This is a genomic window from Halobacillus ihumii (assembly GCF_902726645.1).
Classification (GTDB): domain Bacteria; phylum Bacillota; class Bacilli; order Bacillales; family Halobacillaceae; genus Halobacillus_A; species Halobacillus_A ihumii.
Window position 1 is genome coordinate 2791182 of sequence record NZ_CACVAO010000001.1, and the last position, 23377, is coordinate 2814558.

A 23377-nucleotide genomic window follows, 5' to 3' on the forward strand; every position below is an offset into this window, starting at 1 on the left:
ATTGCTGTTTAAGAAGAGGATTTTTTTAATTGAATCATGTTGCTGCTGACTAGACAACTAGAGGCGGTGCTGCTTGCTGGAGTGGGCAGTGCTGCCTTTTTTCTTTGCTTTTGACAAATAGTAACGTTATCTATTAAGGAGGACTAAACTATGAACAATAACGTGTTAACCTATGACTCTATATTTGAAAATCCTTTCCCAGATCAAATTACAGCAGATCATAAACAAGAAGCATTACAAGTGCTGAAATGGGCTTATCGTTCGTATGATGATATCGTTTATGCGTGCAGCTTTGGAGCAGAAGGAATTGTATTGATTGATCTGATTTCTCAGGTAAAGAAAGATGCAGCGATTGTATTCCTGGATACGGATGTCCATTTTCAGGAGACATACGATCTTATTAATCAAATAAAAGAAAGATTTCCAGAATTGCAGATTACGATGAAAAAGCCAGATTTAACCTTGAAGGAACAGGCAAGTAAGCATGGCGATGAGTTGTGGAATCGAAATCCTGATCAATGTTGTTATATCAGAAAGATAAAGCCGCTTGAAGAAGCGTTAAACGGGGCGACGGCCTGGGTTTCCGGGTTAAGACGCGAGCAATCTGCCAGCAGAAGTGAGACCAATTTTGTGAATAGAGATGATCGATTCCGTTCGATCAAGGTATGTCCTCTTATTCACTGGACCTGGGAAGATGTGTGGGAGCATATCCGTGCAAATAATCTTCCATACAATGAGCTACATGATCAGGGATACGCAAGTATTGGCTGTATACCTTGTACGGCTCCCTCAGATGACCCTAACGATCGTTCCTCCAGATGGAAGGGATTCGAAAAGACGGAATGTGGTCTCCACACAGGGCCTCCTAAGGACTCTCGTTCATGACACTGATCATAATAGGGCTGGCCGTCTCCTGTTTTTTCGCGTTTAATGTTGGAGCGAGTGGTTCGGCTGCAACGATGGGGATTGCTTATGGGGCTCAAGTTATCAAAAAGAAACGAACAGCTCTTATCCTAAGCGGCGTAGGAGGTTTACTTGGTGCGTTGTGGGGTGGAGAAGTAGTGGAAACGATAGGAAAGGGACTGATCGCTTCTGAACTGCTTACTGTTCAGGCGGCTGTCATTATCTTGTCTGTATCGGCCATTACACTATTTTTCACAAACATGATTGGCATTCCGCTCTCAACAAGTGAAGTAACAGTTGGAGCCATCGTCGGGGTAGGGATCTCATTACAACAACTCTACCTTGAAAATCTGATCCACGTCGTTACCTTTTGGGTTATCGTGCCTGTTGTTGCCTTTGCACTGACATTTTGTTTTGGATTATTTGGGAACTACTGGAGGAAAAAGCGCAAGCATTCAGCGAATAGACAAATTTCCAAATGGATTTCGATCTTGCTCATTATTACTGGTTTCATAGAAGCATTTGCTGCTGGAATGAACAACGTAGCGAATGCAATTGGTCCCCTAGTTGGAGCGGGTGTTTTACCTAAGGAAATGGGGCTGCTGGCTGGAGGAGTGTTTATAGCCCTTGGAAGTATTTTATTAGGAGGCAGAGTGCTTGAAACGAATGGTAAGCGCATTTCTACCTTAACCTTAACAGACGGTGTTATGGTATCAGGAACATCAGGAGTACTGGTAGTTGGTGCTTCCTTATTAGGGATCCCGATTCCGATGACACAAGTCACGACTTCAGCCATTGTAGGTGTAGGGGCAACAAAGAACTGGACAGAGATTTGGAGAAAAAGAATTATTTATCAAATATTGAAAGTTTGGATCACCTCTCCGATCATTTCTTTGCTCCTTGCGTACTGTTTAACAGAGGTATTCCTGAGGTCAAATTTCTATACAGTTGTGATGATTGCTTGCGGCATACTAGCCACTCTGCTGCTGACTGGTTTTGGACGGAAAGCAGCTGTACAGACTCAAAAAGGAAAGCCTCGTTCATTAAAGCAAGAGTTTTAGTATGAGGAGGGTAGGGGATGAATTCTAACATTATCCGACAAGATACTACGTCTATTTCTAAAATAGATTATCACCGTAAAAATCAGCATTTTAGTGGTGTGGTTTGGCTTACTGGTCTATCAGGTTCTGGAAAGTCTACGATAGCTCACCTCATTAATCAGAAGCTCTACAAACAGGGGGTACAAACCTATGTCCTCGATGAAGACGATATACGTCAAGGTTTAAACAATGATCTTGGTTATGGAGAAAGAGATCGCCAGGAAAACATCCGAAGGGTTGGAGAAGCAGCTAAGCTTTTAGTAGATAGCGGGACGATTGTAATCGCAGCATTGACCTCCCCTTTTCGGTCAGACCGTAACCAAGTTCGTCATAAATTTGAAGAAGATGAGTTCCTTGAAGTATTTGTAAGCTGTCCGATAGAGGACTGTGAGAAACGCGATCCAAAAGGATTATATAAAAAGGTAAGAAAAGGGGGAATCCCATCCTTTACAGGGTTTGATTCCCCCTATGAACCGCCGTTGACGGGAGAACTAGTCGTGCATACAGATCAGGAATCTGAAGAGATGTCAGTTGAACGTATTATTCGTTTATTACAAGAGAAACATTGGATTTAGTCTGTCGAAGGGAGTTTTTTAATAATGGATATCCAATTAAATCGTGACTTCTTTATTTCGTGAGTTTCTAAGGGGTTGGGACAAAAGCAAAATCCGAACTAGGTAGAAAGTATGGTTTGTGGATAAAACCCGAATATACTTCACTAAAACAGAACGTCGTTCGTCTTTTTACTTAAGAAATTTAGTTATGTCTCAGCCGCTTAGATTAATCCTGTTCTTTTAATCTTTGTAAAAAAGTTATCTCCTCATAAGCGGTAAAGTCAGGCAATGAATACCGCCTCCTAGTTTATAAAACTCGCTGACATCTACTTCTATAACATGTATTCCGGATGACTTTAGGAGTTCATTGGTCTTACTTCCAGAACTCGGACAGACTACTTTTCCAGGAGCTATGGGCAGAACGTTAATGGATAGAGCGGGATCACGAGGGTCAACGTGTAACAACTTGAGCTTTCGCTTATGTAACTCATCCAGAAACCAAAAAGGCAGCAGGGCCTGGTTTATAAGGGCTGTGTGCTCGTCGAGCAGAAGAAAAGCTTCATCCAGATGGATGATTGTCGATGGCAGATCCACGCTAAGAAGGTCAATGTTTTGATGAGAAAGAATGTGCCTTACTTGTTCAATTCCGCTTTGATTAACCCGTTCTGATCTTCCGATAATGGCTGTAGTACTGTCTAACATGGTAAAACTGCCGCCCTCCGCAAACCCGTTTCCCTGAATGCATCCCAGCATGGGCATACCTGCACAACTGAATGTCTGAGAAGCGTAGACTGTTTCACCATAGCGGATATAAAGAGCAAGCCGGGGAAGGATCACTCCTCCTGGAATCACCATCCCTAAATCTCTTGTGAAGGTACGCTCGGGCCATGATTCTGTTTCACCTTCAAGATAAATGACCTCGATGCCTTCTTGAGTTAACACTTTAGCTAACTGGTCATGCTGAATTTGCAAGCGCCCTAAATTCGGCAGTCCTGTCGTTTCCCCATTTTGAGGGAGCGTTCCTTTTATGTTTTTTGCCAAAATGCTTCCATACTCGATTTGCTGGGCATTATTGTGAAGACTCAGTATTTCCTTCCCAGGACGATGCATCAATATTTTCTTGATGGGTTGTATATCATTGACTACGCCCCAAGTTTCTCCCCACATATCTTTGAGCTGTTTCTTATCGTGAAACGGCTCGTCTACTATTTTTCTTGATAAATATCGATGAGAAGTGTGCATGGCCATAGCTCCTAATCCTTTTAGTCGGTAGTATAAGCTTTTCCGAAAAGAGGGGAGATTATCCTTAAGCAAAGAGGTATAGCGCCCCGCCGGAAGCGAGGCTGTTCAATATAATCCCCACACTAAATTCATCGTTAGAGTACAGCAATTCTCAAAGCTATCTGCATCTGCGTACAGGGTAAAGGTAACGGAGTTAGGAGTATAGGTTGTTTTAACATCTGAAGGTACGCCGGTCGATTTAATGATACGGTCCACTTCATCTTGCTTATCTTCCTGGGCTGAGCTCATAAGCTGCCTCACTTTCTCAGGATGAGACAATAGGTGATTCAGGATCATCTTTGCTTGATCAAATAAAGTATGATAAGCCTGTAAGGATTGCTTGAAATAGTCAGTATTTACCTGCGGGTATGGGCTCCTGAAGTAAGGATGAAGGTAATATCCAATCACTTTTGCAGAACCTCCAAGTCCATAAGATTTAGAAAACCTCTTACACCTTATGACAATAGGAGAAATGTAGTGCGTAATTTGCTTTTACTGTTGACGAATGTTTTTAAGTACTTTTGTTAATCCTAACAATGAATTACATAAGGAGGGAATGAGAGTGAATATAGCTGATATCATGACGGTCATTGGTTTCATTACATGTGCGATTCTATTGGTGGGCATTATCATAGCGGGGATTTATTTATATTTTATTGACAGAACGCAGGATATGCACCCGATTTTGCGTAACTATCCTGTTGTTGGGCGAGCAAGGCATTTCTTTCAACAAATTGGCCCGGAAATGCGCTCCTATTTATTTAATAATGACAATGAGGGGAAACCTTTCTCTCGCAATGACTATGAACATATAAAGAATAAAGCCAAATACAAGCGCGATGTCTTTGGGTTCGGCTCGCAGCGTGATTTTGAAAAAGAAGGCTATTATGTGAGGAACTCGATGTTTCCGAAGCTGTCTGAAGAATTAAAGATGGACAGGGAAACGAAGGTAACAACAGACCGCTATTTATTGCTGAAAGAGCCACTATTTACACAGAAAAAAGAAAAATTGGAGAAGGATGAATCTCCAGTCTATTTGCTCAACGAAGAAGATACGATTGTGATTGGAAAAAATGCCAGGAATCCTTTTGCTGTCAGAGGGCAGATTGGTATGTCTGCGATGAGCTATGGATCGCTTGGTGATCATGCGATTACCGCGTTATCGGAGGGGCTTGGGATCGCCAAGGGAACGTGGATGAATACAGGAGAAGGCGGGCTTTCAAAATACCATCTCAAGGGCGGTGTTGATATTATTATGCAAATCGGCCCAGGGATGTTTGGTGTTCGTGATCGAGAAGGTAATTTTAGTTGGGATGCTTTAAAGGAGAAAAGCGAGATCCCGGAAGTTAAAGCTTTTGAGGTTAAACTGGGACAAGGGGCTAAAACCCGAGGCGGTCACATTGATGCTGAAAAAGTGACAGAAGAGATAGCCGAAATTAGAATGGTCGAGCCCTTCAAATCTATTGACAGTCCGAACCGCTTCCGTGAATTCAGTGACTTTCCATCAATGTTTGAATTTATCGAACAGGTTCGGGAGCACAGTGGCAAGCCAGTGGGTATGAAAGTGGTGATTGGAAGCGCAGACGAGGCAGAAGACATAGCCAGGAACATCAAGGAAACCGGGAAAAGTCCAGACTTCATCACGGTCGACGGCAGCGAGGGAGGAACGGGTGCTTCTTATCAGGAACTGGCTGATAGTGTGGGATTGCCGATTCGGTCTGCCTTGCCTTTATTAGACAATGCTTTAAAAAAATATGGTGTTCGGGATCAGGTTAAGATTATTGCCTCCGGAAAATTGTTTTCACCTGATCGAATCGCGATTGCTTTGGCTATGGGCGCAGACCTTGTCAACATTGCCAGAGGATTTATGATTACAGTCGGCTGTATTCAGGCTCTCCAATGTGCTTCAAATGGTTGTCCAGTCGGGGTGGCAACGACAGACCCTGAACTGCAGAAAGGTCTCGTGATTGAGGAAAAGAAATGGCGTACAGCGAATTATGTTATTACAATGCGAAAAGGGTTATTTCGAATAGCCGCAGCGGCAGGCTTGGAATCACCTGTGCATTTTAACCGTAAACATGTGGTTTATAATGATGAACGCGGGAAGACTTGGTCATTGGACGAGATTTATCAATCAATTGTAGACGAAGAAAAGAAAGTGAATGAGTAATGATGCAGGCGAGGTCTAACCAAAATATGGTTAGGCCTTATTTTTTTGGACTGATGCTGCAAGGAATGAATAAAATATAGACAATGAACTATAGGGAAGGTGTTATCATGCCTCGACATTTCATTGCTTATCTCTCTGACCGCAGTGGCCGCTATGATCTTTGGTTATTTAATTTAGTTAATGGAAGAAATGGCCAACTGACAAATGGGGCAGGTGCTGCGTATTCTAATCCCATATGGTCACCCGATGGCAGCAGGATTGCGTTTGTGGGTGAACAACAAATCCTCTATGTTGTTGATGTCTTTACAGGAGCGATTACCATGATTGATCAGTTGACAGACGGTGATGGATTTGAGTTTGATTGGTCCCCTGGCGGTGACAGGCTGGTCTATACGAAGCTCGGTCAAATCATTTTGTATCATGTCCTATCCCACCGAGCTCAATTTATTGATTATCCTGGGGCTTCAAATCCTCAATGGTTTCCAAATGGCAGGGAGCTGCTCTTTCAGGCACCGGATGAGTCAGGGGTCAGTCAGTTGTTCCGCATTCAGACGAATGGGACAAATGTGCGGCAAATCACGGACAATACAGAGGGGCCGCTTCATGATGTAGAGCTGTCTCCTGACGGTGCTTTTGCGCTGTATACGACGCCAGGGGCAAGTATTTCATTAATCAGGACAGTAGAACTTGCAACCGGGAATATTTTTGAAATAGAAGGAGGACCGCTGGCTAAAAACTATTACCCGACATGGTCCCCTGATTCTATGCGAATGGCTTATAGCGCTACAGATTTTGACAAGAACCACGGGTATTTCTCGCAAATACGAACGGTGGGACGCAGGGGCGAAAATGAAAGAACCTGGACCCATTCTAATTGCTTTGCCACACCTGTAAGCTGGTCGCCAGATGGCAGACAAATCGCCTATCTTAGCGGTTGTACTAACCAAGAATTTGCCAGTGAAATGTGGGTGTTAGACTTTTTTCACCTTAATTCTACTCGGTTACTAAGTGGAGTCAACATTAGTGCTCTGCAATGGGCGCCGTATATGGTGATTAAACAGCGTAGAAAAACCTACTCTAACGAGGAATACAAAGTAAGACTCAGCTATCCTTCGCATTGGCAAAGGGTGAACGATGTAAGATACGAGGGTACGGATGGTTTTTTTCAAATATCGGCTATTTCATCAGAGGGAACGATTGAGGAAGTTTGTTTTGCCGAAGCTTTTCATCCATTACAGCCTTATGGATCTATGCCGGCTGTTTATTCGGCACACATGCACAATCAACAATCATGCTTCATTTTTCCTTCTGCTGATCAATCTCCTGAGATGTTGGGGCAGTCTGCTTTTATTATCGCGTATCCGAGGCCTGTGCAAATTCAAGGTGAAACCTATCATTACTTTATACTGTGGGCAGATCGGCAGCATTTGAGAGAAATTGCTTCTTCCCTCGTCTTTTTAAATTATTAATACGTTATTGGGACTGGTTTGCTGAAGTGGCGGACCAGGTTCTTTATGTTTGTCATGGTTGGCCGCTGCGACACGTATAAATAACTTTAAAGGGGAGCTGTTTAGGGGGAGTTGTTATAAATAAATGGATTTGTACATTGATCGGAGTCGCTGGTATGGGTGTTTTACTTACAGTAGGGTTAGTGGTTCAATCTAATCTTGAATATAAACTTCTGGACGTAAGCATGGAGGAAACGGATAGATCAAAGGATCAAGTTGAAGCCTTTATGAATGAGATTCAAAAAGAGTTTCAAAAGCACTCGATAACGAAAACGGCCGTTTATTATTCGTATACTGACAATAGCTGGACGATACAAGTTATTGAAGAAGAGTTTTTGGAAGATCATAAAGAGAAGATTCAATCCGTACTCGACGAAACTTCCGAAAATATGGAGATGGGAAAATTAGCAGTTCGCTATCGAGCGATGGAGCCAACTAGTTAAACCCATTCTGAATCGGTCAAAGAGCTAGGAGACACCATAAAAAAGCGTTCCGGAAATTGGAACGCTTTTTTTTATCGATAAATTATCGTCTTGTTTTGACAGTTTTCTTATTGCTTTATGAAGATTAAGGCTTGATATAAAGCGATTATCGGGGTGGCTCTGTTTCTATAGTTTAGCGCTTGAAAGTAGTCTAGCTTTAAATGACATTCTTGATGGAAAATTTAGATAATTCTAAGATAAATATGATGAGTTTATTTCAGGGCAAGGAGGAATTCTATATGGTCCAGCCACGTCAACAAATCAATCAAATCGCGATGTACTCACCGGGGAAGCCTGTTGAAGAATTAAAACGAGAGAAAGGTCTATCGAAGATCATCAAGATGGCCTCAAACGAAAATCCATTTGGATACTCGCCGCTCGCAGCGGAAGCTATCCAGTCTGAAATGAAAGACCTTCCGTATTATCCAGAAGTAACGGCACCTTTGCTTGCTGAAAAGCTGGCGAATCGGCTTGATGTTTCTTCTGATCAAATTTTATTTGGCAGCGGATCGGATGAAATTATCCGTCTGCTAACCAGAACCTATATAAATGAAGGGGATGAGGTCGTGATGGCCGGCGTGACGTTCCCTCGTTATAAAACGAACGTAATTATCGAAGGCGGGGTGCCGGTTGAGATCGAGATGAATGAAGGCACCCATGATTTAGAAGCGATGCTTCAAGCGATCAATGAGAAAACGAAAATCGTATTTGTATGTAATCCCAATAATCCGACGGGTACGATAGTGGAAAAGGAAGCACTGCAAGCGTTTATAGAAAAAGTTCCATCAGGCGTTATGCTCGTAATGGATGAGGCTTACTATGAGTACGCGGATTCACCGCAATACTTGGAAACTCTGCCGCTGCTAGATCAGCATAAAAATATGGTGATACTACGAACGTTCTCTAAAGTGTACGGGCTGGCAGCGCTGAGAATTGGCTACGGGCTTATGTGCACAGAGATGGTGGATGATTTACGGAAAGTGAAAGAGCCGTTTAATGTAAACAGGCTGGCTCAGGCGGCTGCTTCAGCCTCACTGGATGATGAGGAGTTTATGCATGAAAGCATTGCCCTGAATCGTGAAGGGCGCGATTACTTGAACGACAATTTTGACCGCATGAACTTAAACTGCTTTCCGACCCAAACCAACTTTATTATGGTGGATGTCGGTGAGCCAGCAGAAGAAGTTCATGAATTTTTGTTAAATCAGGGGATTATTATCCGTCCAGGACATTTAATGGGCTATCCTACTATGATTCGAGTGACCATTGGAAAACAGGAAGATAATCAACGATTCATTGAAAGCCTGCAAAGCTTTTTAGAAAAAAATAAATCAAATGTTCATCAGTCTTAAACGGAAAGGATGTGGTTTATGTGGATATGCTAGAACAATTTCCAATCACACAGTATATAAACGAAGAGGGAGAACTCAATACGAAAGAAATGAAAGGAGAGGTCTCTCTCGACCTCATTAAGTTGTTTTATGAAAAAATGCTGCGGGCCCGAATGATGGATAAAAAATGCGTCAATTTGCAGCGGCAAGGGCGAATTGGTACGTATGTCCAATACGAAGGACAGGAGGCTGCCCAGGTAGGCAGTGCGCTGGCGATCGAAGAAGGGGACTGGATGTTTCCTTCCTACCGCGATCATGCAGCAACGATGACATTCGGTCATTCATTGCGCAATTTGCTGCTATATTGGGTAGGACGAATCGAAGGCGGCATCCCTCCTGAAGGGAAGAATATCTTCCCGCCAGCCGTGCCGATCGCTTCACAGTTGCTGCATGCAACTGGGGTCGCCTGGGCAGAGAAGAAAAAAAACACAGACCGCGTTTCACTCGTCTATTTTGGTGATGGGGCTACTTCGGAAGGTGATTTCCACGAAGGGCTTAATTTTGCAAGCGTTTTCAGAGCGCCCGTTGTCTTTTTTAATCAAAACAATGGATACGCCATCAGTGTTCCAACTGAAAAACAGATGAATTCTAAGACAATTGCCCAGAAAGGCTTAGGGTACGATATTCCGAGTATTCGTATCGATGGAAATGATATTCTAGCGGTGTTTATGGAGACTCAAAAAGCAGTCGAACGTGCACGCAGTGGAGAAGGTCCAACGTTAATTGAGGCGGTAACGTGGAGATACGGAGCCCACACAACAGCGGATGATCCATCGAAATACCGCGATCAGTCTGAAAGTGACCGCAGACGTACGACAACGGATCCGTTGCTGCGCCTCGAAAAATATTTAAAGCAGCAAAATAACTGGGATGAAGAGTGGCTGGCGGAGACTGAGCAGAAAATCACCGATGAAATCAATACCGCTTTGGCTGAGATGGAAGATGTTCCGGAAGCTGAGATCGAACAGCTGTTCAGTCATGTGTTTGAAAAGCCGACATGGACGATCGAACAGCAACGGGAACATCATATGTCAATCAAGAGGGGGCAGGTATAATGACGACGGCTGTGCAAGTGAAAAAATTAACGATGGTGCAGGCGGTTACGGATGCGATGAGAACAATGCTTGAAGAAGATGAATCAGTGTTGGTGCTGGGGGAAGACGTCGGAATCAATGGCGGTGTATTCCGAGCTACTGATGGATTGATCGAACAATTTGGCGAGGATCGTGTGATTGACACTCCGCTTGCTGAATCAGGGATTGTGGGAACATCGATTGGTTTAGCGGTAAACGGCTTCCGTCCGATTGTTGAAATGCAGTTCCTAGGGTTCATTTACCCTGCCTTTAATCAGCTGATGACACATGCGACACGGATGCGCCAGCGTTCGATGGGGAGATATACGGTGCCCATGGTAATCAGAGCTCCATATGGGGCAGGAGTGAAGGCGCCAGAAATTCATTCAGATAGTGTAGAAGCCTTATTTACTCATATCCCCGGCTTAAAGGTGGTCGTACCTTCAAATGCTTACGATGCAAAAGGCTTACTGATTGCAAGCATAGAAGATCCCGATCCTGTGCTTTTTCTTGAGCCGATGAGAAGTTACAGGTCGTCTCGAACCGAGGTGCCTGAGGAGAAATATTCGATTGAACTTGGGAAAGCTGCCTATGTTAAAAAAGGTGAAGATGTGACAGTGCTGACATGGGGGGCCATGGTACCGGACACAGTCAAAGCCGTTGAAAAATTTGAAGAAAAATATGAGGCAACATGTGATGTAATCGATCTGAGAACACTGTATCCATTAGACAAAGATGTGATTGCGGAGTCTGTTAAGAAAACAGGCAGGGTGGTCATTATTCACGAGGCGCCATCAGCTGGCGGAGTCAATGGTGATGTGATATCTGTTATTAATGACACAGCATTTTTCTACTTAAAAGCTCCGATCCAGAAGGTGACAGGGTTTGATACACCAGTTCCTGTCTATTCGCTTGAGCGCGAGTATTTACCAAGCAGCGACAAAATCATTCACGCCATCAACACAACGTTATCCTATTAGAAAGACGGCAGGAAAGGAGGATTTGATAATGGAAGTAAAGTTACATGATATTGGTGAAGGCATGCATGAAGCAGAAATTCTTCATTATTTTGTGAAGAAAGGGGAGCGTGTCAAAAATGATGAGCCGTTGGTTGAGATTCAAACTGATAAGATGACTGCGGAGCTGACGGCCCCTTCAGAGGGGATCATTGAAGAAATACGATTTGAACTTGGCCAGGTGGTCGAAGTAGGGACGACGATTTTGACGATTAAGACAGAACAAGAAGCTGGTTCACCCACTCCAGAACAGCCACTTTCACAGGGAGATCGCGGTGTGACTTCACATGCCCCTGACAAAACGTTAACGTTGACTCTTCCCGTCAATCGGGTGATGGCTTCTCCACATACAAGAAGAGTGGCACGGGAAAATGGCGTTACGATCGAAGAGGTAGCAGGAACGGGCCCGGCTGGACGTGTATTGGATGAAGATATTATTGCTTTTATGGCAGCAGAAGCACAACCTTCTCCTGCACAACAGGATGTTAATGAGACAGAAACGCCTTCAGAAAATCAGGAAAATTCGGCGATTCCATTGAGAGGTTATGGTAAGACTTCAGTACAAACCATGTCTCAACCTGTGACGCTTTTTGATGAAGTGGATATGACAGAACTGCATAAATGGCAGAAATATCTAAAGACGGGGACTTCAAGACAAGAAGGAATCGATGTCCCTATGCAAGCTTTCTTTATCAAAGCATTGCAACGATCACTAAAGGAATACCCTATCTTCAACTCTAAGCTCGATGAGGAAAACGGAAAAGTTGAGCTGGAAACAGCCTGTCATATCGGATTGGCTACAAGTACCAATGATGGCCTGGTCGTTCCAGTATTAAAACATGTAGAACGACGATCTGTCCTCGATATTCATGAACATGTAGAAACTTTGACGCAAAAGGCAGCCGAAGGTCAGTTGTCTTCAGAGGAATTAACGGGCAGAACATTTACGGTCAATCATATTGGAGCAAAAGCAAGCACAGGGCTTACGCCGGTATTAAATGATTCGGAAACGGGCCTCATGGCTTTTCACAAAATGAAAAAAATGCCTGTGGTAGTGGACGATGACATTGCGATCAGGGAGATGATGAATTTTGCGTTAACCTTTGACCACAGAGCGGCTGATGGATCGCATGCCTCAGCATTTATGGAGAAATTCATAGACTATATTGAGAATCCTCATTTGATGCTAGTGGAGTTGATATAAATGGTCGTTGGAGAATTTGTTACGCATAAACAGGTCATTGTAATCGGCGGGGGCCCCGGGGGCTATCATGCGGCCATCCGGGCGGCCCAACTCGGACTTGAAGTGCTGCTGGTAGAGAAAGAGAATGTCGGTGGAGTCTGTCTAAACGAAGGATGCATTCCTTCTAAACTATTTGCGCATTCAGCTCGTCAGTTTCGTAAAATGAACAGCCTGATTGAATTAGGGATTCGTGTCGATGGAGCCATTGATTTTGACTTAGCACTGTTACAGCAGCGAAAGAAACAGGTTGTTGAGCGGTTATCTCAGGGAGTAGAGGGATTACTCGATAAACATGGTGTTGAAGTGGTGCAGGGAAGGGCATCGTTTATTTCATCGGAGCGAATTGGAGTGGAAAGAGGAGAGGCATTTGATTTATATGAAAGTGACCATGTGATTATTTCTACCGGATCTGACTATAGTTATCCTGCGGAAATGCAGCCTGATCATCAGTTCATTCTTGATGCCAAGTCCATCTATCAAGTCGAAGAACTCCCAACACATCTGTTAATCTATGGATCTGATTATTTATCTCTGGAAGCAGCTTCCGCTTTCTCAGCTTTTGGTACTGAAGTGACGATCATAATGGAAGAAGAGAGGACAGCGTTTGCTTATGATTCTACCATTAATCGGGAACTTTTCAGACAACTGAAAAAAGCCAAAATTAAATGTGTGAAACAGGCGAAAGTTCACGATGTTACCGCTTCTTCCGAAGAAGTGAAAATCGACCTTGAGGTCAAAGGGGAGTTCAAATCTATTCGAGGTTCTCATTTGTATGTGTCGGCAAAACCATCCCCATGTGTAGAAGAGTTGCAGCTTCAGGTCGCTGGAATCGATCAGTTGGAAAACGGGCTAATCGCTGCCAATGAAGCGATGGAGACCTCTGTCAAGGGGATTTATGCAGTAGGTGATGTGACAAGTTATGAATCATTAGCTGTTACAGCGATCCGGCAAGGAAAAGTAGCGGCCGAAAACTGTGCGGGAAAATCTAGCGTGTTGGACACAGCTATCATTCCTCATATTATTCACTTTCTTCAGCCCGTAGCTACAGCTGGTTTAAGCGAAGAACTGGCAAAAGAGCTTGGCTATGAAATTAAGACAGGCCATTTTCCAATGCGTGGAAATGGGTATGCTGAAGTTTTGAATGAAAAAAATGGGTTTGTAAAAACGGTCAGCGAAGAGGATTCTGGAAGATTGCTGGGATTTCATGCAGTAGGTGAGGATGCGATTGGGTTAATTAACCAGGGCGTGCTTGCCCTGGAAATGGTAGCGCGGGAGGAAGATTTGGCTTCCATCTTTTATCCACATCCCAGTTTATATGAAGCATGGGCAGAATCAATCGAAGATATGGATTCATTAGCCATCCACAAAGGATGACGACATTGTTGTGTTGAAAAGAATACTAGACGGTTGGATTTGAATAAACTAGAGAGGGGAATTTCATGGATAAAAGAAAGCCTTCATTTCTTGTATCAAGTCTCATCATTCTTTTTATCATTGCTATTTTAGGAGTAAGTATTCTAGTATATGGGGCAGCCCCTCATATTCCGATTGTATTAGCCGCAATTATTGTAGGGCTTTACGGCTTGAAACTGGGTTATAAATGGAAGGAATTAGAACGGGCCATGACGAGAGGGGTATCGTATGGCATCCCCGCGATTATCATCCTATGTCTGATCGGTATTCTCGTAGGAGTTTGGGTTCTCAATGGAACTGTTCAAACGATTACGTATTATGGCCTGCAAGTATTATCTCCTTCTGTATTCCTGGTTACTGCGGTCATTATCACGGCAGTTGTTGGTACGATGACTGGAAGTTCCTGGAGTGCAATTAGTACAATAGGAATCGCCTTAATGGGGGTGGCTTACGGGATGTCCATATCTCCGGCCATGACCGCTGGGGCTATCGTAAGCGGAGCCATGTTTGGAGACAAACTTTCTCCTCTATCAGATACAACTAATCTAGCAGCCGCAACGGCGAAAGTAGATATTTTTCAACATATCAAACATATGCTCTGGACGACGATTCCAAGTTTGATCATTACACTTGCGATCTTTGCCGTAATCAGCTTTACATCGGAGAGAAGTGCAGCGGATACGGGAAAAGTTGAAGCAATGATGGCAACTTTGAATAGTGAGTTTATGCTGACTCCTATTGCTCTGATTTCCCCTTTATTAATTATATTTTTAGCTTTTAGAAAAGTAAGCCCGATTCCATCGCTGATTATTGGGTTAGCGGCAGCGGTGCTGACCTCGTTTTATACCGTTCCAGGGGTATCTTTCAGTACGATTATGAACACAGCCCATTTCGGTTATACCGCTGAAACAGGCAACGAAGCGATTGATAACCTTCTATCACTGGGAGGGTTAGACAGTATGCTCTTTGGTGTATCACTTATTTTGATAGCGCTTTCTTTTGGAGGTATTATTCGGGAGATTGGCCTGGCCCATGCTATTATTGATGGACTGAAGAACAGTTTAAGAAGCCGCGGAAATGTAATTTTATCAACGGTGCTTTCTTGTTTAGGGATCAATGTTGTCGTAGGTGAACAATACTTATCGATTATTTTACCCGGTCAAATGTTAGAAGAGAGCTACGAAGAAACAAATTTGCATCCACAAAATATGTCCCGTACTCTTGAAGATGCAGGGACCATGATTCATCCGCTCATTCCATGGGGAGTGATGGGCGCATTTGTGATGACAACGCTGAATGTAGGAATTGGCTATATTCCGTTCACTTTTATGTGTTTTATATCACCGATCATTGCAATTATTTATGGGTACACAGGCTTTACGTTAACTCCCATTGATCAAGAAGAAGCAGTTCAAATCGAAGAACAGCCGACGATGTCTGACTCCGTAAAAAATGGGTAAGCTTTATTTTGGCAGCGTGGAAGGTGACCTGAAGCCTTCCATGCGTTTACGATATGATGGAATCTCTGTGCAAGGAGGAACGTGCATGAATACATATAAAGAATCCATTGAATGTGACGGAAGAGAGCGAACGTTTTATTATAGTCTTCCTCAAACATTTACAAAACCTTTACCAGTGCTGCTGTGCTTTCATGGTGCCGGAAGTAATGCTCTTCATCATATGAAGACCACTAAGTTTCATGAAAAAGTTGAAGAACAACAAATGATCGCTGTTTTTCCTGAAGCTGTTCAATTGAATAAATCGGATCCGATGAGCAGGCAATGGAACGAGGGAAGGCAGAAAAATCCTGCAAATGAACAGGGTATTAACGATATTGGTTTTGTAATGGAACTTATTGACTGGCTTAAACAGCAGTTCTCCATTAATGAGGATCGTATTTACGCCACAGGATTTTCTAACGGCTCTTCCTTTAGTATGCGACTGGCGATCGAATGTCAGGATGTATTCGCTGGGATAGGCGGAGTATCTGGGCCCGTTACGGAAGAAGTGGCTGAGAAATGTGAGTGGGCTCATCCCATGCCGATGGTTTTTATGATGGGAACGGACGATGCAGTGGTGCCATATGATGGGATTGTTGATTCGGAGTCTATGGTTGATGGACTGCTATCGGCAAACGATACCGCATTGCTTTTTGCCAGGTCCTGGTCAGAATCCTTGCTGGCATTAAAAGAAGAATTTCCTGTCCCGAACGAAAGCTCGGTAACGAAACATACATTTCATCAGCACGAAGGAACTGTTTATTATTTGGTAAACGGAGGAGGACACACTTGGCCGGGCGGTCCAGAGAGTCAGGCATCTGCTCTGGCAGGAAATGTGCCTTCACATCCAGATGCTACCCAAGTCATTTGGGATCATTTGAAGTATTTCAAGAGAAACAAGCAGACGATGAGCTAGAATGTTTTGCTTAGGGAGCTATGTTCCTGTGTTAAGTCGTTATGTGCTCGAGTTAGGGCGTTATATTTTGGGGTGGGTCGCTTTATGATTAAGACAGGACGTTATCACTTCGCGTTAGGACGTTATAAAAAAGCTTGCAGCCGCTGCAGCTGCTCCATTCAAAAAAGGGGGCGTCTCTCAAGTGATTTACACTTTTGGGACGACCCCTTTTTGAGTATTAGTTCTTTATAGAACAGATAATGCAGCAATGGCTGTCAAAGGAAGAATAAGCCTTCCAATGCCGCCATATCCTCCGTATCCGCCATAACCATAAGGATAGCCGTAACCATATCCATACCCACCGTAACCATAGCCAGGGTATCCAAACCCTCCCCATAGTCTTGAATTGTCCTCGGACTGTTCATCCGCTAAAGTCATATGAACGTTTTCCATATCAACATGATCAATACGCCCTTGAAAAGAATCGCCAAAAACGGTTTGAATATGCACGTTTTTATTTTTGTGCTGATTGCAAACGTGATACATATGCTCTAAATGTTGCGGATCAGTAAAAAGATTTCCCATGTGATTCGCGTTCATATAATTTGAATTCATATATAAATTCCTCCTGTTTCTGTCACAATCTCCTTATAGGTTATTCATCTATAGCCCATTTGTGTATGGGCAAAGAAAATATAGGCCCCATGCCCAATTTCCAATAATTCCAATAACCCCCACCTCAGGTCATCCAATAATTGGATGACCTGAGGTGGGGGTATTTACCAGTTTTCTGAATTTCTTGTGTTCGGATTTGTTTTGATGTAGAGTATAAAATGGACTTTTTTAAACAATATATTCTTATCAAGAGAAGCAGAGGGGCTGGCCCGGTGAAGCTTCAGCAACCACCTTTTGGAATGGTGCTACATCCAGCAAGTACGTACACTTGATAGATAAGAAGGAACAAACTGATTAATTCAAGCCTTCTTCTTTCAAGAAGGCTTTTTAATTTGGACAGATTCAAGGAGGTTAGATCATGGAACAACAACATAAAGGAAATGCCTGGGCATTGCTTCCTTTTGCTATATTTATTTTATTGTTTATCGGTTCTGGCATTCTGACAGGAGACTTTTATAAAATGCCTGTTCTAGTTGCTTTATTTGTATCAATTCTGGTCGCGTTAATAATGAACCGGAAAACTAATTTTCAAACAAAGATCGACCAGCTGACAGAAGGCGGAGGACACCCCAATATTATTCTTATGGTAGTGATTTTCCTGCTGGCTGGAGCTTTCGCCAAAGTAGCTGAAGGGGTAGGAGCGGTAGACTCCACCGTAAATATGGGGCTATCTTTTCTCCCGGGAAATTTAATTATTGTCGGCCTGTTTATCATTGGATGTTTCATTTCGATCTCAATGGGGACATCTGTTGGAACCGTTGTAGCCCTTGCTCCGATTGGTTTAGGTATAGCTGAGCAGACAGATATTCATGTCGCTCTTACAATGGGGACAATTATCAGTGGTGCGATGTTTGGTGATAACTTGTCGGTTATTTCTGATACAACGATTGCTTCCGTTCGAACTCAGGGAGCAGAAATGAAGGATAAATTTAAAGCCAATTTCTTTATTGTGCTGCCTGCTGCGGTCATAACGGCGATCATTTTCTTTGTGATGACGGCCGATGCTTCAGGTGCAATTCAGGAAGCGAAATCTTTTAATTTTATAAAGGTATTGCCTTACCTGGCTGTGCTCGTCTTTGCTATCGCCGGGGTCAACGTCATTTATGTTTTATTCGGAGGCATTTTATTTGCTGGAGCCGTCGGACTCATTCTTAATGAGATCTCCATGATGGATTTCGTCACCTTAATTAGTGATGGATTTACAAGCATGCTGAACCTATCCATAATGGTCGTTCTCTTAGGCGGGCTCGTTGAATTAATTAAACAAAATGGCGGAATAGAATTTCTGCTGAGAAGCATTAGCAAGCGAATTAATAGTGGCAGAGGCGGCGAGCTTGGTATCGCTGCTTTAGTAAGTACAGTTAACTTATCAACGGCCAATAATACGATTTCGATCATTACGACAGGTCCGCTCGCTAAGCAAATTTCTGAGCGATTTCATATTACGCCGCGCCGATCAGCGAGCATGCTTGATATTTTCGGAAGTACGATTCAGGGATTGCTTCCTTATGGTGCGCAAATGCTTGCAGTGGCGGGTGTTGCCAGTATTTCACCAATAGCGATTGTCCCGTATTGCTTCTACCCGATGTTAATCGGGATATCGGGATTACTGGCCATTGCTTTCAGGTTTCCGCGCTTTACAATTTCAGATGAAAAATAATGAACATATAAAAGGAGCCGCGCTGGCTCCTTTTTTTCATGTTCTTCAGGAGAGGTTTTTTTAAACATTCGCTCCATAAATCGCTACATACTGAAGATCGTTCCACACTGCAAATTGCTGCCCGTTCCAGCTCAGAGGAGTTTGCACAATCCCTAGACCATCTGCATGGTACCTTCCTGAGATCTCCTGAAAGGCAAACAATTCGTACACTCCATCCCCGTCAAAATCGACAGGAGAGAGAACATTCAGTCCAGAAACCCAGCCTTCAATCGGTTCCTTCAGTGTACCATCGCTATTATAGATTTCAGATAAATAGTCTTCACCTTTGTTCTGAATGTCAATCGTGAACGTAAGATCAAGGGTTTTGTTTATAACATCTACCTTGTAGTCGTCCCTATAGATTACTTCGTACACAAAGTAATCGTTGAACGCCTCATAATTAAACAGTTCCCTCGCCTGATTGTTCAAAAAAGAGTACATGTAATAATAACTATAACCGCCGCTTCCTCCTGATTGAATCCTCACCAAAATGTCGTCCACTTGATCACCGGTAAAATCTCCTAGGAAGAGGGTTGGCTGATAACCGGCATTTGATTCTAGGGCGATGCTGTACGATGCGTTCGTTCTCCCATCCTGGATCACAAGTGTAATGTCGGTCACGAATGGACTTGTATTGTCTGGCTGCTGACCTATTAGATAGACACGGTCGGGAATGCCGTCTCCGTTCACATCTCCCATTTTTGTCGCAAGAATCGTGAGAGGCTGTCTCATAAAATAAGGATAAGTATACATAGGACACACCTTTCCTTTTACCATTATTGTGCTTATCATACGCCCAATTAAAAATTGTGTGCTCCCGATTTTGATCATCAATTTTTCGAGCATACTTTTTTCATATGTAAAACGAACGTTATCAATATTTTATGTATGGAAAGGGGAGTGTTACTTTGTAATTATGAGATAGTTCTGAAAATTTTGCAGTTTATGAGTTTAATTATTTTGTAAAAAGCAGGGGTGAGTGTGATGTATAAAGCAAAAGCAAAGCTTGGTGGAAAGTTGCAAGCAAAGGAGGTTGAGGTTCGGATAGAAGATACGGGTGTGGAGGTAGATGATGAGGAATTACTCGTGGCAAATCATAATTGGGATGCACCTGTAACAGGTACAATTTACGGGGCGCTTTTAAACTATCAAGGTACGATGGAAGCCATGAAAGACGAACTGACAAAAGATCCTTATAAAGCACCTCCAAAGGCGCCAATATTGTATATTAAGCCGCAAAACACGGTGATTGGTCATCAAATGACGATTCCGCTGCCTGACGATGTTCAGGAGCTTGAAGCGGGGGCGTGCCTTGGTGTCGTCATCGGACAGAAAGCTGCTCGAGTCAAGCAGGCTGAAGCACTTCAATATATCGCGGGTTATACCATAGTCAATGATATAAGTGTTCCGCATGAAAGCGTATTCAGACCTGCGGTAAAACATAAGGCCCGAGACGGTTTTTGTCCAGCAGGCCCATGGGTGATGGAACGTGATGCTGTGCCGAACCCTGATCAATTAGGAATCGAAGTCCGGGTAAATGGGGAAGTACAGCAGCGGAACAATACGAAGAATTTAGTTCGTTCTGTGTCAAAATTGCTGGCTGATGTGACAGAATTTATGACGCTCGATGAAGGGGATGTCCTGCTCGTCGGGATTCCGGAAAATCCGCCTCGCGTTAAGGCAGGCGATCACATTCGAATCGAAATTGAGCGGGTCGGAGCTTTAGAAAACGTTGTTAGTAAAAGGGGGAATCAGGTATGAAAAAAGCCCGTGTTGCTTTTGAAGGAGATATCCACCATGCAACCGAATCTTCAAGCGGACTACAGCTTGAAAATGGGAAAGCAGTGACTGAGGAGGAAGTGGTCTGGCTGCCGCCTGTTGAACTGAAAACTAGTTTTGCACTTGGCTTAAATTATATGGATCATGCGAGTGAACTTTCGTTTAAAGCACCGGAAGAACCATTAGTATTCTTGAAAGGTCCGAATGCATTTGTGGGACATAGGGCTAAAACGTACCGCCCAGCCGATGTGACGAAGATGCATTATGAGTGTGAATTAGCGGTGATCATCGGCCGTCAGGCAAAAAATATTAAACGTGATGAAGCTTACGAGTATATTTCTGGTTATACGATTGCAAATGATTATGCATTAAGAGACTACTTGGAAAATTACTATCGGCCGAATTTGAAGGTGAAAAATCGTGACCACTGTACACCGATCGGACCGTGGTTTGTTGACGCAGCCGATATAAACGACCCTATGAATCTCTCCTTACGTACGTATGTGAACGGGGAAATCGTTCAAGAGGGGTCAACAAAAGACATGATTTTCACTGTTCCTGTTCTAGTCGAGTATTTAAGCAGTTTTATGACGCTGAACCCTGGTGACCTTATTTTAACGGGGACACCTAAAGGAACCGTTGATACGAAGGTAGGAGATGAAGTGATCACTGAAATTGAAGGGTTAGGCCGGCTTGTGAATACAATTACGGATGAGGATTCATAAGGAGGAGATAAATTTGCCACATGTCATCGTAGAGTATACGGATAATCTGAATGAACGCACAAACATTCAAGGTTTGCTGGAAAAAATCAACCGTGTGTTGGTGTCCCGGGATGACACGTATCCGATTGGAGGTGTTCGTGTCAGGGCTCATGAGGTGAAACACTATCACATCGCTGATGGGAAAGAGGATGATGCATTTGTTCATGTCACTTTTAAAATTGGCAAGGGCCGCAGCGAAGAGGTGAAGCAAGCTACGTGTGAAGAAATTTTTGAGGTGATGAAGGAACACTTTTCAAGTCTATTTGAGGAACATTATTTGGCTCTATCATTGGAGCTTGTAGAATTCCAGCATAAAACTTATAAACAGAATAATATTCATAGTCGATTTAAGTAGCAGGCTCTTTTTTACCGTGAAATATTGATTTTCATTTGAAGCGGTGTCAACCGTAATTTGAAAGCGTTTACTATATTGGAGTGACTTAACACAGGGAGGATGATTACGTGTCTGTAGTGGATTCTGTAAAACGAAAAGATTTGTTTATTGGCGGAAAGTGGCAGAAAGCAGGGGAGTATACAGAACTCACCTCCCCTTATAACAATGAGGTGTTGTACAAGATACCCTCTGCTTCAGAAGCAGAGGTGGATCAAGCGATCGAGGCAGCGGATCGAGCTCAAAAGAGTATGAAGAAGCTGCCGATCCATCGGCGTGCTGAGATCTTGGAGAAACTTTCGTCTCTGCTGAAATCTCGCAAGGAAGAAGCAGCTCAACTTATTGCACAAGAGGCGGCAAAGCCAATCGCTACAGCGAGAGGAGAAGTTGAGCGGACGATCCAGACGTACAAGTTTGCTGCAGAAGAAGCCAAGCAAAGTCACGGTGAAATGATTCCGCTTGAGGCAACACCAGGGGGCAGCAACAGGATTGGCTATACGAAATATGAACCGCTGGGCGTAATTGGGGCGATCACACCATTTAATTTTCCAATGAATTTAGTTGCTCATAAGGTGGGGCCGGCGATTGCGGCCGGAAACACAATTGTTCTAAAGCCTGCATCGCAAACACCACTGTCTGCCTATTTTCTAGCAGATCTGTTAGAGGAAGCGGGACTCCCACAGGGTGCGTTGAACGTTGTTACAGGTAAAGGGAGAGTAGTCGGCAATCGTATTGTTGAGGACGAGCGAGTCGACATGATTACGTTCACTGGCAGCCCGGAAGTAGGCAAAGAAATTCGCAGGAAGGCTGGTTTGAAGAAAGTAACCCTGGAACTAGGTTCTAATGCTGCGCTTATTGTAGATGAACAAGTGGATATAGACCGTATCATTTCTCGTTGCGTGACAGGGGCGTTTAGTTTTCAGGGACAAGTCTGTATTTCTTTACAGCGGATTTACGTCCATGAAGATCAGTATGATAGTTTTGTGAAACGTTTTGTGAAGGAAACGGAGCAGTTAAAAGTTGGGGATCCATTGAAGGAGGATACCGACGTTTCTGCACTGATTACCTCGCAGGATGTTACACGTTCATTAGACTGGATTGAAGAAGCGGTCCAAGGCGGGGCACAAGTAGCTGCTGGCGGAAAGTCCGAAGATAACGCGCTGCTTCCAACAGTCCTCACAAACGTTCAGCCGGATATGAAAGTTTCCTGTCAGGAAGTCTTTGCTCCCATTGTCCTGATCGACAAGGTTTCTTCGGTTGAAGAAGGAATTGAAAAAGTTAACGACTCCAGATTTGGACTTCAGGCCGGCATTTATACAGAACAGGTGTCAACAGCACTTGACGCTGCGGATCAGCTAGAGGTCGGTGGTGTCATTATTAATGATTTTCCGACTTTCCGGGTCGACAACATGCCTTACGGGGGTGTGAAGGAAAGCGGCACAGGCAAAGAAGGCGTAAAGTATTCCTTCGAAGAAATGTCTCAAATGAAGCTGGTCGTTTTTAACCGAAATTCATAATCGAAATGATGATGATTCTATGAG

At 43.5% G+C, this 23377-nt stretch carries 22 protein-coding genes and 1 riboswitch; of the genes, 18 read left to right on the forward strand and 4 right to left on the reverse strand.

The features are described from left to right. The first annotated feature begins 150 nt into the window (after positions 1–150). Genes G6R08_RS13855 through cysC form a run of 3 tightly spaced genes read left to right on the forward strand, consistent with a single transcriptional unit; the run spans position 151 to position 2578 of the window. Complete coding sequence (locus G6R08_RS13855; RefSeq protein ID WP_163528720.1) at positions 151–885, forward strand: phosphoadenylyl-sulfate reductase; 735 nt, start codon at positions 151–153, stop codon at positions 883–885. Next, the gene (locus G6R08_RS13860) at positions 882–1964 is read left to right on the forward strand and encodes an inorganic phosphate transporter (RefSeq protein WP_163528721.1); all 1083 of its coding nucleotides are present in this window, start codon (positions 882–884) and stop codon (positions 1962–1964) included. The genes G6R08_RS13855 and G6R08_RS13860 overlap by 4 nt, the downstream gene beginning before the upstream one ends. 17 nt (positions 1965–1981) lie before the next feature. Beyond that, the gene (gene cysC, locus G6R08_RS13865) at positions 1982–2578 is read left to right on the forward strand and encodes an adenylyl-sulfate kinase (protein ID WP_163528722.1); all 597 of its coding nucleotides are present in this window, start codon (positions 1982–1984) and stop codon (positions 2576–2578) included. Positions 2579–2815: 237 nt separating this feature from the next. On the opposite strand, the gene G6R08_RS13870 is transcribed toward cysC, so the two are convergent. Both G6R08_RS13870 and G6R08_RS13875 read right to left on the reverse strand, forming a co-directional pair. Then, a complete protein-coding gene (locus tag G6R08_RS13870; RefSeq protein ID WP_163528723.1) occupies positions 2816–3799 on the reverse strand; it encodes a dimethylarginine dimethylaminohydrolase family protein in 984 nt (327 codons plus the stop codon). Positions 3800–3904: 105 nt separating this feature from the next. Further along, positions 3905–4246: a YuzC family spore coat inner layer protein gene (locus G6R08_RS13875; RefSeq protein WP_163528724.1), complete on the reverse strand. Its 342-nt coding sequence runs from the start codon at positions 4244–4246 to the stop codon at positions 3905–3907. 154 nt (positions 4247–4400) lie between these two features. Between G6R08_RS13875 and G6R08_RS13880 the strand changes: the two genes are divergently transcribed. From G6R08_RS13880 to G6R08_RS13925, 10 genes are all read left to right on the forward strand, one after another. Continuing rightward, positions 4401–6008 (forward strand): FMN-binding glutamate synthase family protein, encoded by a 1608-nt coding sequence (locus G6R08_RS13880; protein ID WP_163528725.1) that lies wholly within the window; start codon positions 4401–4403, stop codon positions 6006–6008. Between the two features lie 107 nt (positions 6009–6115). Beyond that, positions 6116–7477, forward strand: a complete 1362-nt coding sequence (locus G6R08_RS13885) for a TolB family protein (RefSeq protein WP_240339721.1) — start codon at positions 6116–6118, stop codon at positions 7475–7477. Between the two features lie 155 nt (positions 7478–7632). After that, positions 7633–7959: a hypothetical protein gene (locus G6R08_RS13890; protein ID WP_163528727.1), complete on the forward strand. Its 327-nt coding sequence runs from the start codon at positions 7633–7635 to the stop codon at positions 7957–7959. A 278-nt stretch (positions 7960–8237) separates the two neighbouring features. Then, positions 8238–9350 carry a histidinol-phosphate transaminase gene (gene hisC, locus G6R08_RS13895; RefSeq protein ID WP_163528728.1) on the forward strand — a complete coding sequence of 371 codons (1113 nt, stop codon included), beginning with the start codon at positions 8238–8240 and terminating at the stop codon, positions 9348–9350. 26 nt (positions 9351–9376) lie between these two features. Then, positions 9377–10444, forward strand: a complete 1068-nt coding sequence (pdhA, locus tag G6R08_RS13900; protein ID WP_163531323.1) for a pyruvate dehydrogenase (acetyl-transferring) E1 component subunit alpha — start codon at positions 9377–9379, stop codon at positions 10442–10444. Then, positions 10444–11442, forward strand: coding sequence for an alpha-ketoacid dehydrogenase subunit beta (locus G6R08_RS13905; protein WP_163528729.1), 999 nt, complete (start codon positions 10444–10446; stop codon positions 11440–11442). Before pdhA ends, G6R08_RS13905 begins: the two co-directional genes overlap by 1 nt. A gap of 28 nt (positions 11443–11470) precedes the next feature. Further along, on the forward strand, positions 11471–12682 hold the full coding sequence (locus tag G6R08_RS13910) for a dihydrolipoamide acetyltransferase family protein (RefSeq protein ID WP_163528730.1): 1212 nt from the start codon (positions 11471–11473) through the stop codon (positions 12680–12682). Next, positions 12683–14095, forward strand: coding sequence for a dihydrolipoyl dehydrogenase (gene lpdA, locus G6R08_RS13915; protein ID WP_163528731.1), 1413 nt, complete (start codon positions 12683–12685; stop codon positions 14093–14095). A gap of 65 nt (positions 14096–14160) precedes the next feature. After that, complete coding sequence (gene nhaC / locus G6R08_RS13920) at positions 14161–15594, forward strand: Na+/H+ antiporter NhaC (protein ID WP_163528732.1); 1434 nt, start codon at positions 14161–14163, stop codon at positions 15592–15594. Positions 15595–15679: 85 nt separating this feature from the next. After that, entirely contained in the window at positions 15680–16549 is an 870-nt protein-coding gene (locus tag G6R08_RS13925; RefSeq protein WP_163528733.1) for a CE1 family esterase, read from the forward strand. 225 nt (positions 16550–16774) lie between these two features. Here the strand turns inward: G6R08_RS13925 and G6R08_RS13930 are convergent, their stop codons facing one another. After that, positions 16775–17143, reverse strand: a complete 369-nt coding sequence (locus G6R08_RS13930; protein ID WP_205439426.1) for a hypothetical protein — start codon at positions 17141–17143, stop codon at positions 16775–16777. Between the two features lie 240 nt (positions 17144–17383). Next, positions 17384–17485: riboswitch (SAM riboswitch) on the forward strand. 76 nt (positions 17486–17561) lie between these two features. Between G6R08_RS13930 and G6R08_RS13935 the strand changes: the two genes are divergently transcribed. Continuing rightward, positions 17562–18863 carry a Na+/H+ antiporter NhaC family protein gene (locus G6R08_RS13935; protein ID WP_163528734.1) on the forward strand — a complete coding sequence of 434 codons (1302 nt, stop codon included), beginning with the start codon at positions 17562–17564 and terminating at the stop codon, positions 18861–18863. A gap of 60 nt (positions 18864–18923) precedes the next feature. Here G6R08_RS13935 and G6R08_RS13940 read toward each other — a convergent pair whose 3' ends face one another. Further along, positions 18924–19655: a VCBS repeat-containing protein gene (locus tag G6R08_RS13940; protein WP_163528735.1), complete on the reverse strand. Its 732-nt coding sequence runs from the start codon at positions 19653–19655 to the stop codon at positions 18924–18926. Between the two features lie 231 nt (positions 19656–19886). Between G6R08_RS13940 and G6R08_RS13945 the strand changes: the two genes are divergently transcribed. From G6R08_RS13945 to G6R08_RS13960, 4 genes are all read left to right on the forward strand, one after another. Next, the gene (locus tag G6R08_RS13945) at positions 19887–20663 is read left to right on the forward strand and encodes a fumarylacetoacetate hydrolase family protein (protein ID WP_163528736.1); all 777 of its coding nucleotides are present in this window, start codon (positions 19887–19889) and stop codon (positions 20661–20663) included. After that, complete coding sequence (locus G6R08_RS13950; RefSeq protein WP_163528737.1) at positions 20660–21406, forward strand: fumarylacetoacetate hydrolase family protein; 747 nt, start codon at positions 20660–20662, stop codon at positions 21404–21406. The genes G6R08_RS13945 and G6R08_RS13950 overlap by 4 nt, the downstream gene beginning before the upstream one ends. 13 nt (positions 21407–21419) lie before the next feature. Then, on the forward strand, positions 21420–21800 hold the full coding sequence (locus G6R08_RS13955) for a 5-carboxymethyl-2-hydroxymuconate Delta-isomerase (RefSeq protein ID WP_163528738.1): 381 nt from the start codon (positions 21420–21422) through the stop codon (positions 21798–21800). A 107-nt stretch (positions 21801–21907) separates the two neighbouring features. Next, complete coding sequence (locus tag G6R08_RS13960; protein ID WP_163528739.1) at positions 21908–23353, forward strand: aldehyde dehydrogenase family protein; 1446 nt, start codon at positions 21908–21910, stop codon at positions 23351–23353. Positions 23354–23377 lie beyond the last annotated feature (24 nt).

Excerpts from the sequence above, each read along its gene's own strand:
- G6R08_RS13950 (WP_163528737.1), top strand. The coding sequence starts at position 20,660 with ATGAAAAAAGCCCGTGTTGCTTTTGAAGGAGATATCCACCATGCAACC.
- G6R08_RS13940 (WP_163528735.1), bottom strand. The coding sequence starts at position 19,655 with ATGTATACTTATCCTTATTTTATGAGACAGCCTCTCACGATTCTTGCG.
- G6R08_RS13885 (WP_240339721.1), top strand. The coding sequence starts at position 6,116 with ATGCCTCGACATTTCATTGCTTATCTCTCTGACCGCAGTGGCCGCTAT.
- G6R08_RS13860 (WP_163528721.1), top strand. The coding sequence starts at position 882 with ATGACACTGATCATAATAGGGCTGGCCGTCTCCTGTTTTTTCGCGTTT.
- G6R08_RS13910 (WP_163528730.1), top strand. The coding sequence starts at position 11,471 with ATGGAAGTAAAGTTACATGATATTGGTGAAGGCATGCATGAAGCAGAA.
- G6R08_RS13935 (WP_163528734.1), top strand. The coding sequence starts at position 17,562 with ATGGAACAACAACATAAAGGAAATGCCTGGGCATTGCTTCCTTTTGCT.
- G6R08_RS13870 (WP_163528723.1), bottom strand. The coding sequence starts at position 3,799 with ATGCACACTTCTCATCGATATTTATCAAGAAAAATAGTAGACGAGCCG.
- pdhA (WP_163531323.1), top strand. The coding sequence starts at position 9,377 with ATGCTAGAACAATTTCCAATCACACAGTATATAAACGAAGAGGGAGAA.
- G6R08_RS13855 (WP_163528720.1), top strand. The coding sequence starts at position 151 with ATGAACAATAACGTGTTAACCTATGACTCTATATTTGAAAATCCTTTC.
- G6R08_RS13930 (WP_205439426.1), bottom strand. The coding sequence starts at position 17,143 with ATGAATTCAAATTATATGAACGCGAATCACATGGGAAATCTTTTTACT.
- G6R08_RS13905 (WP_163528729.1), top strand. The coding sequence starts at position 10,444 with ATGACGACGGCTGTGCAAGTGAAAAAATTAACGATGGTGCAGGCGGTT.
- nhaC (WP_163528732.1), top strand. The coding sequence starts at position 14,161 with ATGGATAAAAGAAAGCCTTCATTTCTTGTATCAAGTCTCATCATTCTT.
- cysC (WP_163528722.1), top strand. The coding sequence starts at position 1,982 with ATGAATTCTAACATTATCCGACAAGATACTACGTCTATTTCTAAAATA.
- G6R08_RS13890 (WP_163528727.1), top strand. The coding sequence starts at position 7,633 with ATGGGTGTTTTACTTACAGTAGGGTTAGTGGTTCAATCTAATCTTGAA.
- lpdA (WP_163528731.1), top strand. The coding sequence starts at position 12,683 with ATGGTCGTTGGAGAATTTGTTACGCATAAACAGGTCATTGTAATCGGC.
- G6R08_RS13925 (WP_163528733.1), top strand. The coding sequence starts at position 15,680 with ATGAATACATATAAAGAATCCATTGAATGTGACGGAAGAGAGCGAACG.
- hisC (WP_163528728.1), top strand. The coding sequence starts at position 8,238 with ATGGTCCAGCCACGTCAACAAATCAATCAAATCGCGATGTACTCACCG.
- G6R08_RS13945 (WP_163528736.1), top strand. The coding sequence starts at position 19,887 with ATGTATAAAGCAAAAGCAAAGCTTGGTGGAAAGTTGCAAGCAAAGGAG.